This is a genomic window from Streptomyces sp. NPDC093261, assembly GCF_044753645.1.
GTDB lineage: Bacteria > Actinomycetota > Actinomycetes > Streptomycetales > Streptomycetaceae > Streptomyces.
Genome location: NZ_JBIVNO010000038.1, coordinates 1 through 16436 on the forward strand (window position 1 = coordinate 1; position 16436 = coordinate 16436).

The window sequence follows — 16436 nt, forward strand, 5'->3', positions numbered from 1 at the left end:
CGGAGCACCGTTGGCGATCGTCCGCCAGTACATCGAGCAGCAAAAACGTCCGCTCTAAAGTGCACGTCAGAGCAGCCTTGAGATGCATTCATCCCCGGCGTGAACGCCGGGGCTTTCTGCAAGAGTCCCGGTAAGATCTTGAAAAATGGAGAAAGTGCGCCAGCAGCTGAGTGAAACGGACAGCCGGATCGCCGCCGCGATGCTGGCCGCCCCGCGCGCCTCCTGGCGCACGGTCGGCCGCGTCCTGGACATCTCGGAGCGCACGGTCGTCCGCCGGGCGGCACCGTTGTTCGGCGACGGCACACTGCGGGCCACGGCCGTACGCAACCCCGTGCACTTTCCCGAGCTGATCCCGCCGGCCCTGCGCATCCGCTGCAAGCCCAACCGCATCAGTGCCATCGCGGCGACGCTGGCCCGCCGCCCCGACACCATGTGGGTGGACGTTCTCGGCGGCGGCGACGAGATCTGCACCATCCTGTTCCTGGACGGACCGGACGCCCGCAACAACCTGCTGCTGCGCGACCTGCCCGCCACCCCCGCAGTACAGTCCTGGACCTCACACATCCTGCTCCGGGTCTTCCCGGCCGCCTTCGATTGGAGCGGCGGCCTGCTGACGCAGACCGAACTGGCCAGCCTGCGACCGGACATGGCCGCGGCACCCACCCGCCCCGTCCTCCAGCCCCGCCCCTCGACCACCAGCTGATCACCGCACTGATCGAGGACGGCCGAGCCTCCTACACCGACCTCGCGCGCCGCGCCGACACCACCGCCCTCACCGCCCGCCGCCGGGTAGAGGCACTGGTGAACGGTCAGGTCCTCCGGATCGCGACCGAAGTCGACCGCGCCCGACTGGGCATCCGAGCCGAAGCTCTCCTGTGGATCACCGTCGCACCCGGCGGACTGGAGGAAACCGGCCGACAGCTCAGCCGCCACCCTCAAATCCGCTTCGCTTCCGCCCCCACCGGCTCCGCCGACCTCCTCGTAGCCGTCGCGGCAACCGACCTCAACGCGCTCTACGACTTCCTGAGCGACACCATCGGCTCCCTCGAACACGTCACCACCCTTGAAGTCACCCCCATCCTGACCGGGGTGAAGAGGACCGGCCTGCCCGGCAGCCTCTGAGGCGATCACATTTTCCGGTCAGGCAGGCCCTTTGCCCGTTCAGCAGCGGACAACGGACAAGAACAGACTGGTGTGCCATCGCGGGCTTGAGCGAGCCCACCGGTGGGGCCAGCGGCCCAGTCCGCGGCCAGCGCGGACAGGGCGGCGCCGGAGATCGTCAGGAAGGTACGGCGTTCCATCGCTGTTCGCAGGGCCTCTCTTATAGGGCCTGTCGGGGGCCGGATCCTCGCCACCGACGATCCCGTCCTGCTGCTCCGCTACGACGAGGGCGGCGGTTTCTGGGCCACACCCGGCGTCGCAGTGGGCTACCGCCGAAATGGCGCTCATGCGGTGGCGGAGTGCCCGTCGGCTTCTCGGCTGCGCTCGTGCCCCATTGGGTGTTCGCTTGATCAGGTAGCCAGGTCTCAGTCGGGGCGCGGGAGGACCACCGACGCCAGCCGCTCTGACTTCGCCAGCGGTGGATATGCCAGGTACGACGTTCACCGCCGGAATAAGGTAAAAGGAGAGGTATGGGCGTTGGGCGCGTGGCGGACCGCCTCCTGGAGCAGCCGTCGAGCCGCAGGCTGCTGGTGATACCGCTGTCACTGATCGTGGTGATCACCGTGGTGGACCTGTCCTCTCCGGACTACATCCATCTCAGCCCGTTGCTGGTGATCGCTCCGGCTCTCACTGCCTCCCTGGCCGGGGCGCGGACGACCGCCGCGGTGGGGGCTTTGGCTGTGGCCGCCCAGGTGTTCATCGCTGTGTTCCGTGGCGGGCTGACCACGCCCAACCACATTGCACAGATGATCGCCTTGGCCATGCTCTCAGCGTGGGTGGTTTTCGTCTGTTGTATGCGAGAGCGGCGGGTCCGGGCGCTGGCCCGGGCGCGGTCGGTAGCCGAGACGGCACAGCTGGTTCTGCTCAGGCCGCCGCCTCATCGGATTGGGTCGTTGCATGTGAACTGGCTGTACCTGTCCGCCGAGGACGAGACCCGGATCGGGGGCGACCTGTTTGCGGTCGAGCGCGCCGCCCAACCCTGCACGCGGGTGATCATCGGCGATGTCCGGGGCAAGGGCCTGGCCGCCATCGGCGAGGCCTCGGTGGTACTCGGCGCGTTCCGTGAGGGCGCTCACCGGTGCGCCACCTTGGCCGAACTCGCGGCTGCTCTCGAGGAGAGCGTCTGCTGGGGCCTGGGGGAGGCGGCCGACAGGGAGCACGACCACGGCGAGCGCTTCATTACTGCGCTCCTGCTCGACATCCCCGACGACGCCGCACAGGCCGAGATGATCAACTGCGGCCACCCCCCGCCGCTCCTGGTGCACGATCAGCAGGTCACGGTCCTGCACGCGCGCCGCCCTGCACTTCCGCTGGGCATGTGGGGACTGCACGCCTCAAGCGGTCGAAGCGACCCGTTCACCTTCGACGTCGGCGACATTCTCCTGCTCTACACCGATGGCGTCATCGAATCCCGCTCCCCGACGGGAGCCTTCTACCCGCTCGTCGAGCGGGTCGCCGCCTACCCCGTCACCGGCGCCCAGGCGCTACTGCAGCGCATCCACCGTGACCTGCTCACCCACATCGGTGACGAACCCGCCGACGATGCTGCACTCCTGGCCATCGAGCGTGTCGACTCCCACCACTGGCACACGGGACTATCGGCTCTTCACTGAGGTAATAGCGCGGGATACCGGAGACCTCGACCCGGGATCACCGCACCGGCGGCTCACCTGGCGGAGAGGTCAGAGCCTTTCGTCGGTGGCCCGAGTGAAGGAAGGAGAGACCGACACCACGGGTGCGTTCCGCGAGATACGTGAAGTGCGCCCGCATGTGGCGTCGTGCCGGCCAGGTGAGCGGTCGTTCCGGGTTCGGTAGGGACTCGATCATTTGAGATCACCGAGTCATGGCACGTCCCTCCCAATACCCGCTTGAGCTGCGCCGTCGTGCGGTGCGGATGGTTGCCGAGGTGCGCCCGGAGTACGACACAGAGTGGGCCGCGATGAAAGCGGTCGCCCAGAGACTGGGCATCGGTACGACCGAGACCCTGCGGAAGTGGGTGCGGCAGGACCAGGTCGACGCCGGCGTGCGGCCCGGCGTGACCACCGAGGAGTCGGTCGATGTGAAGCGGTTGAAGAAGGAGAGCGCCGAGCTGAAGCGGGCGAACGGAGCGGCAGCTCCTCGTTCACGGTTGGGCGGGGTACGAGGGGATAGGGATCACACTTGATCGCTGAGCAATGGTTGGAGGCCGGACCGCAGGGGGCCGGCCTCCACGATCACAGAGCGCGGTGGGTTCAGTTCTGTGACCGGAACGTCATGCCGTACGTATCGCTCGTTTTGATCACTTGGGTCGGTGCCGCGGGGGCAGGCCAGACCTGGATGAGATGCTCCTCAACCGGCTCGTCCTCGACCATGAGTGCTTCCTGCCCGGCGTCACGGCCCCGAGCGTGGACCCGTACCCGGTACGGTCCGGGGCCCAGGACGGTGAGGGCTGGCAGTGAGGATGATTCGTCGTCGTCGAAGTCGGTCACGACAGCAGGCTTGTCGCCCGGCAGCAGCAGACTGACCTCTACGACCTCGTCCCAGGCGTCGGGATCCGCAGGTCCTGGTTCATGTGCGTCTGCCTGGACGGTCACGCTGACCGGGCCTGACTCGGTTCCGGTCATGACAATGGCGAAGTCACCGGGGTCGCGGAGGACTCCTGGGGCCGCGATAGAGGCGACCAGTCCGTTGAAGCCCATGTAGCGCCATTCGGTGACGTCGAAGACGTCGCCGTGGATCCAGTACTGGTTGTCCGTCACGCAGAGCCGGGCTGTCTTCGAGATCACAACTACCTCCTTAGGCGATGGCGAGTGCACCTGCTCGGCGCCCTCACACTCGTAGAACTGTCGGGAGGCTGGCGACGTCGAGTTTGGTGCGCGGTGAGGGAAAGCGGGGCGGGGCGCAGCTCCACCGCCGCCCTGCTCCTCTTGGCAGCCTCATTGACGCTCGGTCTGTCCGCCGTGGCAGCGGTGTGCGCGGCCTATGACGGGATGGAACACCGCACAGGCGAGCGCGCCTTGCAGACGTGGTTGCTACGGTGCTGTTCCAAGGCGCGCCGCCTCATTCGCGTCACGTCGGCGCCGACCGCATTCACCGAGCCCGAAGACGGCTGGATCAGCCCCAGCACACAGCCCAGCAGGGGTGCGCTTGCCGCTACCGCTCGGCCCCACGACCGCCACCGACTCCCCGGGTGCCACCTCGAGGTCCACTCCATCCAGCAACACGCGGTCCGCGACCTCGTAACGCAGCCCACGCACAGCAAGCACGGGCTCGTCCGGCATCATGCCGCTCATCCACTTCCCCCAGGAAACATCCGCTTGGTCCGGCCGACCGTACTGGTGCCGGAAAGACGGTTGGGAGGCGCGTCTCCCGCAATCCCCAGCGGTCCATCGAACGCCTCGCCCGGGCAGCGGTCAGCGCCCGGACCGGCCCGGAGTCGGACGTCTTCGACACGGTCGGCGCGCTCCTGGACGGCGTGCGCGACTGGCCTGAGCGGGAACTCCGGATCGCCGCCGTCGACACGCAGAGCGGACAGTTGGAGGTGTTCGACTCGCACTCAGGAGTGACACTCCTCGAAGCTGTCGCGGCGAGCTGTGCCGTGCCCCTCGTATGGCCGCCGGTTACCGTAGCGGGCCGACGCTGGATGGATGGTGGCAGTCGTTCGGCCGCCAACCTCCAGCTTGCACGCGGGTATCGCCGGGTGCTGGCGGTCGCGCCGATCCCCCACGCGGTCGGGCCGCATCCCAGCGCCTCGCAGCAAGCCGCGGAACTGTCCGACGACGGGGCGCGCGTCCTCCTGCTGTCCCCGGACCGCACAGCCCGCCGCATAATGGGCCGCAATATGGCGGACGACACTCGCCGGTCGGCCGCCGCCCGCGCGGGTCACGCCCAAGGCCGTGCACTGGCATCTTCGGTGGCCGGCCTCTGGCAGGAGTGACGTGTCCGCGGGCGCGTGCAGCAGTCCACCGACTGGGTGAGGTGCTGGATTTCGAGGAGTACGTCCGTACGCGGCACGACGCTCTGCTGCACAGGGCTCGCCGCCTGGTCGGCGACCCGCTCGAGGCCCAGGATCTGCTGCAGACCGCTTCGTCACGCACGTACCGCCGGTGGGAGTGCGTAGCGGACAAGCACCTCACGGATGCCTATCTAGGCCGCGTCATGATCAACACTCGCACGGAGTGGTGGCGGGCCCGGAAGCTGCAGGAGCTCCCCTCCGCGCAGCTACCGGACACGAGCGTCGAGGACTCCACCGAGCAGCACGCCGATCGCGCGCCGCTGCTGGACGTCATGCGAGTGCTGGCGCCGCAGCAGCGCAGCGTCGTGGTGCTGCGGTACTGGGAGCGGATGTCCACCGACGAGACGGCCGCCGCCCTCGGCATGGCGTCCGGAACGGTCAAGAGCACTCTGCACCGTGCGCTCGCCCGGCTCCGTCAGGAGCTGCAGCGCCGCGACCCCGACTCCGCTTCGGCGTCAGCCGTCGGCCGTCGGCCGTGGATCCCCACCGGCTGGCCGTCGGGCACGCTGATGCGCGGGGCGCACCGCATCCCGGCGCCAACGGATGTGAGGCGTCTGTTGGGTGTCCAGTCGCTGTTGTTGGCACGATGGCCTCATGGAGAAGTGCGAGGACAGCGAAACGCCGCCTGGGCGCTGCACTTTGAGGGTGCAGGTGTCGGCCGAGCCGGGTGTGGAAGCAGGGACGCATCTGGTGTCACTCCGGGATTGGCTGGCTGCGGAAGAGGCGCTGCGTGGCCGGGTGGAGCTGCTGGCCCGGACGCCGCAGCCGGGGCAGATGGGGGCCGCGCTGGACGTGCTGGCGGTGGCACTGGGCTCAGGCGGAGCGGGAGCTGTGCTGGCTCGTTCCTTGTCGACTTGGCTGGTGCAACGCCGTGCAGATGTCACCGTGCACGTGAGCCGCGGCGATGGGCGGGAGGTCGCCGTGGAGGTCCGCCGGACCAGCGATCCGCAGGCGGTGATCGGTGCGGTCGGGCGGCTGCTGGAGGGCGGGGAGGAGTGAGGCAGAGCGTGATGCGCTTCCCCGACGGTGCCGCTTCCCGAGTGGTCCTCATCGGATGCAGCGATTTTGACGACATCGGTCTGCCCGCGATTCCCGCCGTGAAGGCCAACCTCGCGGACCTTCACTCCGCGCTCACGCAGGATACGCACGGCATCCTGCGGCCGGAGCACTGCCGGGTGCTGGCCGATCCGGCCGGTCATCGCAGCGTCGGTATGGCACTTGCACAAGCCGCACGCGAGGCCGAGGACCTGCTGCTCGTCTATTACACCGGCCATGGGCTGCTGGACGAGGACGGGCTGCTCCACCTCGCGCTGTCCTCCACGGACCCCGGTCATGTCGGCTTCACCGGTGTCCCGGCCGACCTGGTCAAGCGCTACCTCGGCCGGGCCCGGGCACGCTTTCGGGTCCTGGTGCTGGACTGCTGCTTCTCCGGCCGCGCAGTGGCTGCCATGACCGAATCGGGCAGCCTGCTGACAGCCCAACTCGATGTGAGCGGCACCTACACCCTCACCTCCACCACGGCCACCGCACCCTCCCATGCACCGCCCGGGCAGCGTCACACCGCCTTCACCGCCGCACTGCTGGACGCCCTCAGCCAGCCGGAACCGCTGACTCTGGACGGCATCCACCAGCACATCGACACTTTGCTGCACGGGGCAGGGCTGCCGCGGCCGCAAAAACGCTCCGTCAACGCTGCCGGGGACATCGCCCTGGTCCGCGGCCCCGTCCAGCCATCCGGAAAGAGTGCAAAGGCGGCAGCCGACGGCGCGGACGAAGTTCGTTTTCGCCGGACGCCGCCGACCGCCCCGCCTGCGGACGGCCACCGCCACACCATTGCAGCCGTATTTTTCCTCGTCGTCATAGTGACACTGACATTGGTTTTCGGCGGCTGGCGGGTCCTACTGATCATGACCGCAGCCGTGCTGGGATTTGTCGGTCTCATTACCCTGCTGGCCGTCGTTGCGGAGAGAGTCCGCTATGAACTGATCATTGACGGCCAGGGGCTGAGAGTCGCCCACGGAAAGCGTTCTGCGTACGTGTCCTGGGCCGATATCGAGTGCGTCGGCGTACTGCGCACAATCGCCAACCACTCCAACGTACTCGTCGTGCGGTTGCGTCCCGACGCACCCCGTCCCCCGGGATTCGACAAAGGAGCCAACCACCACGTTCCAGACCAGCGTTATGTCATCGTGGGAACACTCGGCACCTATGGAGTCGACCCCGTGCGCCTGCGCTCGGCCATCGAACACTTCGTCGGCGGCCTGTACCGTACCGACCAACAACTACTGGAGATGGACCCCCGGTTGCGCTGAAGGAGCCGGATTGGGAAGCCCGGCTCCTTCAGCCGCGATCTGATCGGCTTGCCCCACCGTCTGCTGCGAGCCCGGTCGGCGAGCCGGTCCTGGACGCGACCGACTTCGTGAAGTCCCTCAAGGGCCGGCGCCGCCCCATCCAGGCATGGGAGGTCCCCGCCAAGGTCCTCACCTCCGCCTGGCGGCGCCTGGTCTTCCCGCCTCCGCCGATGCCCGTGGGCAGTGTGGGGAAGCGCGCACTGATCGTCGCCTCCACCGAGGCCCTGCGTACCGCCCTGCACCGGCACGAGGTGTTCGTGTAGGGCCTGCGCGAGTGGGGCAACCCCAACGCCCGCCTCCTCGGCGACGCCGCCTGGGAGGCCGCCCGCACCAGGGTCTGCGAGGAACTCGACCTCGCCCCCACGGGGCCGCAGCTGTCGCAGCTCGCCGCCGCCCCACCTCGGCGTCCAGGCCAACCAGGCCTTCGACCAGCGCACCTGCACCTACACCCTCACCGTCGAGGAACTCCACACGTACTATGTGATGGCAGGGGCGACGCCGGTACTCGTGCACAACTCCTTGTGCACGCCGCTCGACGTTGATCTTGCAACTGCGGAGGCGGCGAATCCGCTGATCGACAGTCTCCGTAAGACGGGGAAGCTGCTCAGTGACTACGTGACCAAGACGCAAGCCGAAGCTGCCGACTGGGAGCGGAAAGGCGTTGGGAAACCAACATTCCCGGCGCCCAGATGGGCGGAGACGTGTTCGAAAATCTTGACGGGCTGCTGCCCCCCGCTCCAGGGCGGACCTGGCATGAGGCGGACGTAGGGATCAACAACGTGAGCAGCTGCCCAACTGGAAGTGAGAACTCGTGAGGATTGAAATCGACGGCGCGGCAATTCGCTCCGAAAGAGATCTTCATGAGTTTTTGTCGCGAGCTCTGGATTTCGGTCCCTACTACGGAGCCAATCTGAGCGCTCTGTGGGATCGACTGTCGACGGACGTAGAACGACCGGTCGAGATCGTCTGGAAGGAGTCGGAGCTCAGCAGCACGGCGCTGGGCGAAAGCGAATTCGAGAGGATTCGCGCTCTCCTTCTCCGCGTTCAGTCACGGGATCAGTCCTTCGGATCTTCCGATCGTTTCACCGTGACGTTTGAATAACATAGCGCCTGTCCTACCAGGTTCGGAACCCGGTAGGACAGGCCAGCAGACGGAACTACCGAAATGGCACACCTGGCTCGGCACTCTGAGGGGTCGTTTCCTCCCGGTGTTTTATCCCGGAATTAGCGTTCAACCCTGGGGTGTCGGGTCGCGCCAGGAGATGGTGTTCTCACCGGTGAGGCGGTGGGCCATGAGGTCGGTCATGGCGAGGTGGATCGTGGCTTCGGAGCGGGCGGGAAGCGTTTCGTAGTCGCGTGCCAGGCGGCGGTGGAGCATGAGCCATCCGTAGGTCCGCTCCATGGTCCAGTGCTTGGGCAGCGGAGTGAATCCCCTGGTCCCGGGGGCGCGTTGGACGATGTCCCTGTCGATGCCGAGCCGGGCGGCGTGCTCGACGAGGTGCTGGCGGTAGCCGCCGTCCACCCAGACTTTGCGGATGGTGGGGTGGGCGGCTGCGATGTGGTCGACCGGAGCTTTTCCGGGCCAGGCAGGACTTCCTTCGCCGCTACGGTGTCATGCAGGTCCGCGAAGGTGACCATGACCATGAGATGAATGGGCGGAAGGGTGTCCGGCTCCACCAGGAGCGAGCGCCCTTCCGCGTACCGTTCCGGTGCGCGTAGTGACCTTGACCTATGTTTTCAGTGGTGCCAGCGGCGCGGCAGCAGGCTGCGCCGGCTGAACCGGCGGCGCGCGGCGGGGACGCGGGGGAGGGGTGTCTGAGGCGGTGTGGTCGGCGACAGGACGGGATGCGGTGCGGTGGGTGCACGGCGGCCGCCGTTGTGAGGTCTCATTCTTGTTGCGGTAGAGAGATCGCTTGGGCCTGCGATGCTGCAGATGGTTGAGAGATGCCTCGGCGCGCTTCTTCCGTATCGATCGCGGCCTTGAACTGCAGTAACGCAAGCTTGATGAGAATCCAGCAGATGCATTGAGAATCCTGGTAGCAGCCAGGGGTCCGCTTGTGACCGGGGTGCCGTCGGCTTGCCTTCGGCTGTCGGACGGGACCCGTTCGTCTCCTCGCGGCATCAGCGCTCTACTTGGGCGTGCGCTGCGGGGGAACCCTGGCGTGTGCGCAGCGGAGTCGGAACAGAGGCGACGCTGAAACGCAGTAGCCGCCGTCGTGTCCACCCCTTGAGGCGGTCTCCTTCGACGTGCAGCCGTCACCGGACGTTGGGGACGAGTCCGGGTGCGGCTCGGTGCGAGGGCTGGACTACCCGGCGATGTGCGCTATGCCTGCGGCCGCTGGTACTGCTACCCCAGGCGCGGCCACGAGGACGATCACACGGTCTTCGCTGCGCAGTTGAAGCGGGACATGCTCGCCCACCGCGCGTTCGTCCGCACTCCCGGCGATCTGTGGACCGTCGGCGCCCTGTGCAGGGAGCGAGTCGGCACTCCGCGACACATGTCAGGCGACTTAGACGTCTCATTTGGTGAGTCTGCGGTAGCAGATGAGGCTGCAGGCGATGGCGGTGAACGGGAGGAAGTGTTGGCCTTGCGTTCGTAGCGGCGGTGTAGGCGGCGGCTTCCGGCGAGCCAGGACATCGTGCGCTCGATCGTCCAGCGGTGCCGGCCCAGTCGGGTGGAGGACTCGATGCCTCTGCGGGCGATGCGATGCCGGATGCCTCGTCCCCGGAGCCATCGACGCAGGTCGTCATAGTCGTACCCCTTGTCCGCATGCAGCTTGGCGGCCCTTCGTCGGCGTGGCCCGCGGCGGGGGCGGCCTACATTTCCAGGCATGCTGTTGTCCGCTCACGCTTTCGCGCTCAAGTAAGCCCGGCGACCCAAGAACCTCCCTCCAAGTTCATCCCGACTGCGTCGGGGATACAACGAAGCGCCTCACGGCGCACGCTGGACGAAGTCCTTCACCGACCCACGGCTCTGCGCGGCCATCGTCGACCGCCTCACCTTCAACGGCACGATCATCGAGACCGGCACTGAGTCCTACCGCCTTGCCCGGACCAAAGCCAGGCAGCGGGGTGCGGACAAATGATCCACCGTCATGTCTGCTGCATCCTCAAAAATGCCGCTCATGAAGCTGCCGCAGCACGAAGAGCTGCCGAAGCCGATCCCACGATCGCCTCGCCGTGGCCGAAGCACGCCACTTCCGCATCCAGCCGACTCAAGGCCCGCAAGGATTCCAGTGCACAAGAGCGGTCCGTGTTGAACACCCCGGCCATGGTCTTGCCTCCCACGTTCGCTGCAGCGTCGCCCAGGAAGAGCACTCTGAAGGCAGGGAGATAAAACGCAGTGCTGCCCGGAGTATGGCCCGGCGCAGCCACTACGCGAGCCCCGCCACCAAAGGGAAGCACATCTTGATCACCCACCTCATGGTCCACAGCGACCGGCGGTGCCGGCGGCAGCTTCGGCTTGCTCTCGAACAAGGAGCGTTCCCAGTCCGGAGCATCCGCGAAGACCGGCGGCGGAGCCGGTGACTCCCCCCGGATCACCCCGGCATCCAAACGGTGTGCGAACACCTCGATCCCACCCCACGCGGCGATCTCGGCAGCACCGCCGGCATGGTCCTCATGAAAGTGTGTGAGCACGATACGCCGCAGGTCCCCGGGCTTCGCCCCGACACTCAGGATGGCATCGGCGACTGCCGGACCGGCCCCCGCAAGCCCAGAATCGATCAACGTGAGCCCGTCCGCGTCACGCCACAGATACGCCTGCCCCACCTCGAAACGTAACAGATGCAGTTCCGGCAACAGCTCAACGATCTCCATACGAACAACCTAGGCACCGTCGAAGCCGTGCACTCGCCGCTTCGCCCTCAGCAGATAACTGAAAGCACGCTTGATGACTCGAATCGAGTTCCGTCGCGCAGTCACGCCAACCGGGGCCAGCATGGACCGGAACCCGGGGCCAGCCCAAGCCGGAACTCCACCCATCCAGCCCCCGAACCGGGGCCAGTTCGGACCGGAAAAGTGGGGCCACTTCAGAGCGTTAACGCCAGAGGGTGGAGGAGATGTGGGCCAGGGCGGGGTCTGCAGCGGTGAAGAACGTTTCGACTCCGGCCAGTTCGTGGTTCATGCGCGCCATCGGCCTTTCGTAGTCCAGGTCGGCAACGCCGCGGACTCCACGGATGACGACGTCGATTCCGACTCGGCGGCAGTACTCGACCAGCAGGCCGCCGGTGTGGGAGTCGACCGTGACGTTGCTCAAGTCAGTTGCTGCCGCGCGGAGCCGGTCCAGCCGTTCCGTGATGGGGAGGCGGCCGGTCTTGTTCGAATTGAACATCACACACACGACGACCTCGTCGAACAGGAGGGCAGCGCGCCGGAGTACGTCCTTGTGCCCTTGAGTGACCGGGTCGAAGGATCCTGGGAAGAGGGCTCGCATGATTGGAGAGAGTAACAAGCGTGTCCCCGGCACTAAGAGGCGGTTCATCTCCGCGAGGTCCTTGGTCTCGCGGCCGACCTCGTCCTTGTCGGAGGTGATCTCGACGGTGAACTCCCCGTTCACGGTGCGGAACAACCTCTCGATCTTCCTGCGTCCTTCGGGGCGTCCCGGGGCGGAGTGCACCAGATTGATGCCGAGTTTCGCGCAGGCCCTCAAGAGGAACGAATCGACGAACGCGCTGCCGTTGTCGACGTCTCCGCCGCAAGTTCGCGTTTCTGAAGGCGCAACGCGGTGAACTTGCGGGGCGTGCGGGTGGGATATCAGGGGTTGGGGCGTGGGTTCGAGCGTATGAGCGCAGGGTGGGGCAAGGAGTGGACACCAATCGGTGAGGAGGGATGTTTGGCTTGTCGAGCCGGCCTCCTTGGTGAGAATGAGGCCCCGGGCCGGGTGGCTTGATCGGTTCGCGTGCCTTGATCGCTGTCGAGCCTGCTGGCTAGGTTGGCCGGCATGACCGATCCCAGACCCCTCGCCTGGCCGCCTGCCCCGATCAGGACCGAGCGGCTCGTACTCCGCGAGTCCGAGGCCCGGGACCGTGCGGCGGTCATCGAGCTGAACGCCTCGCCCGAGGTGGGCACCTACCTCGGCGGCCCTCAACCGCGTGACGAACTCGAACGCAAGGTGCCTGCAGTACCCGGGCGGCGCCCTGGCTGGTTCGTGGTCGAGCTCGACGGAGCGATGGTCGGAACGGTCCAGCTCAAACCGCACGCCCCCGAGCTGCCGGGCAGCAACCACCGTCGGAAGGCCGGGGAGACCGAGCTCGGTTACTTGTTCCTGCCGGAGGCCTGGGGACGCGGGTACGCCACCGAGGCGTGCACAGCGGCACTCGACTGGTTCGCCGGCGCGCTGCCCGGTGAGCCGGTGGTGCTCTACACCCAGACCGCCAACGCCCGCTCGATGCGCCTCGCGGCGAAGCTCGGGTTCGCCGAGCTGGAACGGTTCGAAGCGTACGGCGCCGAGCAGTGGCTCGGCGTGTGGTCTTCGGTCACGCCACCCGCTTGAGCCGTGCTCGACAGCGCAGATCCGCGGCGCCGTCGAGAGGTCGTCGGTCTCGCTGCGGACAACAGTCGAGTACGCCAAAGCCGCGCGAGGTCTCGGCGGTCAGAAAATTCGGCTCTGTCGGGGATCTTGTGACGTCACCTGCCTGACCTGGGCATCTACCGGGTGTGCGGTTCAGGGTTTTTGGGGCGGTTGCTGCCGCATTTAGCTGGTGTGGTGGTCGAGGCGATCGAGCGTGCGGCCGGAACGGTCACGTTCTGCGCTCACTTCGCAGTGCCGACGGCGAGGTGCCCAAAATGCGGGGTGGTGTCGTGGCGTGTAGACGGCCGGTACGCGCGCCGGCTCGCAGACGCGCCCGTCGGCGGAGCCCCGGCGGTCGTCGAAGTCATGGTGCGCCGATTCAAGTGCCTCAATCCGCAATGCCCGGCGGTGACGTTCACTGAGCAGATCGAAGGGCTGACCAGCCCGCATGCCCGGTACACGCCGTTGCTGCGCACGCTGCTCACGTCGATCGCCGCTGTTCTGGCGGGTCGGCCGGGCGCACAGCTCGCAGCCGCGCTGGGCTCCGCGTCGCCAAGGACAAGCTCCCTGAACTCCTCCGGGATTACCGGAGTTACCTCAGATCAGCGTGCGGGTGCTTGGGCTCGACGACTTCGCGCTGCGCAAGGGCAACTCGTACGCCACGGCCCTGGTGGACTTGGAAGGACGGCGCCCAGTCGATGTGCTGCCGGGCCGGGACGCCGAGCCTCCGGCCGCCTGGCTGCGCGGCCATCCGGAAATGGAGGTGATCTGCCGTGACCGGGCCGGCGCCTACGCCGAAGGCGCCCGTAGCGGGGCCCGCAGGTGCCCAGCAAGTGGCAGACGCCTGGCACCTGCTGCGCAACCTCGCCGAAGCGGTGGAGAAGACAGTCGGCGCCCATCACCAGTGCATCCGCAAGGCGTTGACGACAACCCCGGCCGACACGGAGTCCGCCACGGTGCCCCGGGGGCGGAGGAGTTACCGCTGGAAGGGGCGCCGTTCGTCCGCCGGACGGTACCCGGGACGTCCTCGGACACCCGAGACGGCTGGTGGCCCGCACCGCCGAGCGGTACACGACCGTGCAGCAGCCGTTGTCCGAAGGCAAGTCCCTGGCCGCGATCGGCCGCCGGCTGCGGCTGGATCACTCCACCGTACGGCGCTTCGCCCGCGCCCAGAGCCTCGATGAACTGGTGGCCAAGGCCACCAACCGGACATCGATCGTGGACGAGCACAAGCCCTGTCCGCACAGGCGCTGGCGCGAAGGCTGCTACGACATCCCGCAGCTGCACCGCGAACTGTGCGCACGCGGCTTCACCGGAGACATCCAGTGCGTCCGCCGCTACTTCCGCCGCGACTTCGCCGACATGATGCGCGATTTGCGCGGTGAGGAACTGCCCGCCTGGATGGACCGCGTCCTCTCAGACGACCTACCCGCCTTGCATTCCCTGGTCAACGGCATGAACAGGAACCTGGACGCGGTCACCGCCGGCCTGTCCGCGCCCTGGAGCTCGGGCCAGGTCGAAGGCCAGGTTACGAGGGTCAAGCTGCTCAAGCGCATGGGCTATGGCCGGGCGAACCTCGACCTCCTCCGGCGACGAGTCCTCAGCAGTCCCTGAGTGCCAGACCGAGGTCAGTACCAGCGGCTGAAAGCGGCAACGCCGGATCCGGCCTCTGCGGCGTGTCGAATCACCCGTAGGGGCGCGTCAATGAGTCCCGCCGCATCGCAGTCGGGTGTGTCGCCCATCGCGGTCATCCAGTCGGTGATCCGGGATAGTGCGGTGCTTCGCTGCGCGTGGGACAGGAGCAGGGCTCCCTCAACCTGAGGCAGAGCGGTCCGCACCTCGTCGGCGGAAAGCAGGAAGTCCCCGAACCAGCCGGGGAGCATCGCCGACCGTTGAGCGCCAAGGCCGTAGTACAGGGCCGCGACCGGGTTGGCCTTCCGGGCAGTGGCAACGAAGAGACCAGCGCCAACTACCTCAGGCATCAACGCCATACTCGCGTCCTGCACGGCGTCCGTGGCCGCGGTGGACACGTTGGCGTCCTCGATGAAGTCCGCGAATCGATAAGCGACCGAGGTGGGCGCCAAGGATCCGGAAGGACCCAGGGAACGCTCGAAAAACGCCTCATGCTCGCCGCCGTTCAACCACCAGGCCAGTGTCTGGCTGAAACCCGGAGGCTTGTCCCAGTCGCCGGGCCGCATGAGATGGACGAAACGGTCCGGAAGGTCCCGAGCCTCTGCGTCGGGGATGACGCCGACCACCCACGCGCCTGTCGAGCTCACCGTCACCCCTCCCAGTCTGCGGGGGCAACCTTATCCGCCTCGCTGGTCGGCATCACAAGATCACGACAGAGCCGAATTACATGACCGTCGACACACTCTCGCCTGACCGGGCCCGCCTTGCCGTCCCGGCCCCTGTGCGGACGGAGGCCGGGAGGGACCGCTCGCTGCTCTGGTCGGCGCGAGCACCCCGCGCATAACCTCGGCGAATGAACGAGAGCGCGGAGCAGGCCCGGTTCTTCGTACGCACGTGAGCCAAGGCGGTGTTGCGGCAGGCGGCACGGGCGCGGATCATCCGGCACACAACAGAGCAGGACAGCCGGAACTACGACCGGATGGAGGACTGGAGTCCCCCGCTGCACGTGCTGGAGGAGAACTTCCGCACCCAGTGGGCCGAGGAGCATCAACTCATCTGGGCCGCGCATCAGCTGCACGTGCCGCGAGCAGACCATATGATCACTCCGCCCTAGCGTCCGCTGCGGCCACACACGCCTCCGAGACAGGCCGAAGACGATGACGAGCACCGCCCGCAAAGCTCCCTGGATCCTTGCCCGCTCCGCGCAGGCGGCGGTAGCGACGGCCGCCGTGGCGGACGCGCTCCGCGCGGCGGCAGTCCGGGATCACTACCTGCACCCCACGGATGCGTCCCTGCACAAGTCCGGCTTCATCTCCATGATCTTCCTCAATCTGATGAACCTTGCGATCGTGCTGTTCCTCGTGTGGCTCGCCCGGTCCCGGCGCAACGCCCAGGAGCTGTCCCCCCAGGCCTCGCTCCCGAGTCGGGGCTGGACGATCGGCGCGTGGTTCATACCAGTGGTCAACCTCTTCATCACTCGCCAGTTGGTCCTCGACATCGGGCGCGCGAGCTCCGCGTCGTGGGAGCAGAAGCGAGACACGACACTGGTGAACCTGTGGTGGGTCGCCTGGATCACGCACGCGGTGGTGCTCACGGTGGGGGGCTGGCTGGCCCCGGGGTCGATGGCCTTCCTCGTGGTGGCGGAGGCGCTCATGATCGCGGCGGCCGTGCTGTTGGGGCTGGTCATCGAGCGCATCACGGCGTTGCAGAGCGCCGCGCTCGGCGCCACCGTTCCGGTCGCGCCTCTCGCCCCGGCGTGAGGCAGTTCCCCGAGGCGCTGCCCACA

General features: G+C 67.3%; 15 protein-coding genes and 8 pseudogenes. 17 read left to right on the forward strand and 6 right to left on the reverse strand.

Translation table 11 applies throughout. From position 1 onward, the window contains the following. The first annotated feature begins 145 nt into the window (after window positions 1–145). The 4 genes and pseudogenes from ACIP94_RS37825 to ACIP94_RS37840 form a co-directional block, all read left to right on the forward strand. Window positions 146–703 carry a hypothetical protein gene (locus ACIP94_RS37825; RefSeq protein ID WP_402436525.1) on the forward strand — a complete coding sequence of 186 codons (558 nt, stop codon included), beginning with the start codon at window positions 146–148 and terminating at the stop codon, window positions 701–703. Between the two features lie 98 nt (window positions 704–801). Further along, complete coding sequence (locus tag ACIP94_RS37830) at window positions 802–1122, forward strand: Lrp/AsnC family transcriptional regulator (RefSeq protein WP_402436586.1); 321 nt, start codon at window positions 802–804, stop codon at window positions 1120–1122. 509 nt (window positions 1123–1631) lie between these two features. Next, window positions 1632–2774: a PP2C family protein-serine/threonine phosphatase gene (locus ACIP94_RS37835; protein WP_402436528.1), complete on the forward strand. Its 1143-nt coding sequence runs from the start codon at window positions 1632–1634 to the stop codon at window positions 2772–2774. A 230-nt stretch (window positions 2775–3004) separates the two neighbouring features. Further along, window positions 3005–3265 (forward strand): annotated as a pseudogene (locus tag ACIP94_RS37840) (transposase); the annotation flags it as partial. A 127-nt stretch (window positions 3266–3392) separates the two neighbouring features. On the opposite strand, the gene ACIP94_RS37845 reads toward ACIP94_RS37840, so the two are convergent. After that, window positions 3393–3926, reverse strand: coding sequence for a hypothetical protein (locus ACIP94_RS37845; protein ID WP_402436531.1), 534 nt, complete (start codon window positions 3924–3926; stop codon window positions 3393–3395). Between the two features lie 581 nt (window positions 3927–4507). On the opposite strand from ACIP94_RS37845, the pseudogene ACIP94_RS37850 reads away from it, so the two are divergent. From ACIP94_RS37850 to ACIP94_RS37875, 6 genes and pseudogenes are all read left to right on the forward strand, one after another. After that, a pseudogene (locus ACIP94_RS37850) lies at window positions 4508–5077 on the forward strand (patatin-like phospholipase family protein); the annotation flags it as partial. Window positions 5078–5109: 32 nt separating this feature from the next. Then, window positions 5110–5601 (forward strand): annotated as a pseudogene (locus ACIP94_RS37855) (SigE family RNA polymerase sigma factor); the annotation flags it as partial. A 148-nt stretch (window positions 5602–5749) separates the two neighbouring features. Beyond that, window positions 5750–6154, forward strand: coding sequence for a hypothetical protein (locus tag ACIP94_RS37860; protein ID WP_402436588.1), 405 nt, complete (start codon window positions 5750–5752; stop codon window positions 6152–6154). A gap of 11 nt (window positions 6155–6165) precedes the next feature. After that, window positions 6166–7467: a caspase domain-containing protein gene (locus tag ACIP94_RS37865; RefSeq protein ID WP_402436591.1), complete on the forward strand. Its 1302-nt coding sequence runs from the start codon at window positions 6166–6168 to the stop codon at window positions 7465–7467. A 107-nt stretch (window positions 7468–7574) separates the two neighbouring features. Further along, window positions 7575–7769 (forward strand): hypothetical protein, encoded by a 195-nt coding sequence (locus tag ACIP94_RS37870; RefSeq protein ID WP_402436534.1) that lies wholly within the window; start codon window positions 7575–7577, stop codon window positions 7767–7769. 548 nt (window positions 7770–8317) lie between these two features. Beyond that, entirely contained in the window at window positions 8318–8608 is a 291-nt protein-coding gene (locus ACIP94_RS37875; protein WP_402436537.1) for a barstar family protein, read from the forward strand. Between the two features lie 129 nt (window positions 8609–8737). Here ACIP94_RS37875 and ACIP94_RS37880 read toward each other — a convergent pair. Continuing rightward, a pseudogene (locus ACIP94_RS37880) lies at window positions 8738–9198 on the reverse strand (transposase); the annotation flags it as partial. An 827-nt stretch (window positions 9199–10025) separates the two neighbouring features. After that, a pseudogene (locus tag ACIP94_RS37885) lies at window positions 10026–10324 on the reverse strand (transposase); the annotation flags it as partial. Between the two features lie 127 nt (window positions 10325–10451). On the opposite strand from ACIP94_RS37885, the pseudogene ACIP94_RS37890 reads away from it, so the two are divergent. After that, window positions 10452–10592: pseudogene (locus tag ACIP94_RS37890) on the forward strand (ATP-binding protein); the annotation flags it as partial. Window positions 10593–10629: 37 nt separating this feature from the next. Here the strand turns inward: ACIP94_RS37890 and ACIP94_RS37895 are convergent. After that, a complete protein-coding gene (locus ACIP94_RS37895; RefSeq protein ID WP_402436540.1) occupies window positions 10630–11325 on the reverse strand; it encodes an MBL fold metallo-hydrolase in 696 nt (231 codons plus the stop codon). 220 nt (window positions 11326–11545) lie between these two features. Further along, the gene (gene coaD / locus ACIP94_RS37900; RefSeq protein WP_402436543.1) at window positions 11546–12064 is read right to left on the reverse strand and encodes a pantetheine-phosphate adenylyltransferase; all 519 of its coding nucleotides are present in this window, start codon (window positions 12062–12064) and stop codon (window positions 11546–11548) included. Window positions 12065–12448: 384 nt separating this feature from the next. Here coaD and ACIP94_RS37905 point away from each other — a divergent pair, with 384 nt between their 5' ends. The 4 genes and pseudogenes from ACIP94_RS37905 (at window position 12449) to ACIP94_RS37920 (ending at window position 14632) form a co-directional block, all read left to right on the forward strand. Beyond that, the gene (locus ACIP94_RS37905; protein WP_402436546.1) at window positions 12449–13000 is read left to right on the forward strand and encodes a GNAT family N-acetyltransferase; all 552 of its coding nucleotides are present in this window, start codon (window positions 12449–12451) and stop codon (window positions 12998–13000) included. Window positions 13001–13270: 270 nt separating this feature from the next. Continuing rightward, window positions 13271–13396, forward strand: a pseudogene (locus ACIP94_RS37910) (transposase family protein); the annotation flags it as partial. Window positions 13397–13631: 235 nt separating this feature from the next. Continuing rightward, window positions 13632–13814, forward strand: a pseudogene (locus ACIP94_RS37915) (transposase); the annotation flags it as partial. Window positions 13815–14065: 251 nt separating this feature from the next. Continuing rightward, window positions 14066–14632, forward strand: a complete 567-nt coding sequence (locus ACIP94_RS37920) for a transposase (RefSeq protein ID WP_402436549.1) — start codon at window positions 14066–14068, stop codon at window positions 14630–14632. A 14-nt stretch (window positions 14633–14646) separates the two neighbouring features. Here the strand turns inward: ACIP94_RS37920 and ACIP94_RS37925 are convergent, their stop codons facing one another. After that, a complete protein-coding gene (locus ACIP94_RS37925; protein ID WP_402436552.1) occupies window positions 14647–15303 on the reverse strand; it encodes a hypothetical protein in 657 nt (218 codons plus the stop codon). Window positions 15304–15557: 254 nt separating this feature from the next. On the opposite strand from ACIP94_RS37925, the gene ACIP94_RS37930 reads away from it, so the two are divergent. Beyond that, complete coding sequence (locus ACIP94_RS37930) at window positions 15558–15764, forward strand: hypothetical protein (protein WP_402436555.1); 207 nt, start codon at window positions 15558–15560, stop codon at window positions 15762–15764. A 43-nt stretch (window positions 15765–15807) separates the two neighbouring features. Continuing rightward, a complete protein-coding gene (locus tag ACIP94_RS37935; protein WP_402436558.1) occupies window positions 15808–16410 on the forward strand; it encodes a DUF4328 domain-containing protein in 603 nt (200 codons plus the stop codon). Window positions 16411–16436 lie beyond the last annotated feature (26 nt).

Excerpts from the sequence above, each read along its gene's own strand:
- ACIP94_RS37825 (WP_402436525.1), top strand. The coding sequence starts at position 146 with ATGGAGAAAGTGCGCCAGCAGCTGAGTGAAACGGACAGCCGGATCGCC.
- ACIP94_RS37835 (WP_402436528.1), top strand. The coding sequence starts at position 1,632 with ATGGGCGTTGGGCGCGTGGCGGACCGCCTCCTGGAGCAGCCGTCGAGC.
- ACIP94_RS37860 (WP_402436588.1), top strand. The coding sequence starts at position 5,750 with ATGGAGAAGTGCGAGGACAGCGAAACGCCGCCTGGGCGCTGCACTTTG.
- ACIP94_RS37865 (WP_402436591.1), top strand. The coding sequence starts at position 6,166 with ATGCGCTTCCCCGACGGTGCCGCTTCCCGAGTGGTCCTCATCGGATGC.
- ACIP94_RS37895 (WP_402436540.1), bottom strand. The coding sequence starts at position 11,325 with ATGGAGATCGTTGAGCTGTTGCCGGAACTGCATCTGTTACGTTTCGAG.
- ACIP94_RS37905 (WP_402436546.1), top strand. The coding sequence starts at position 12,449 with ATGACCGATCCCAGACCCCTCGCCTGGCCGCCTGCCCCGATCAGGACC.
- ACIP94_RS37935 (WP_402436558.1), top strand. The coding sequence starts at position 15,808 with ATGACGAGCACCGCCCGCAAAGCTCCCTGGATCCTTGCCCGCTCCGCG.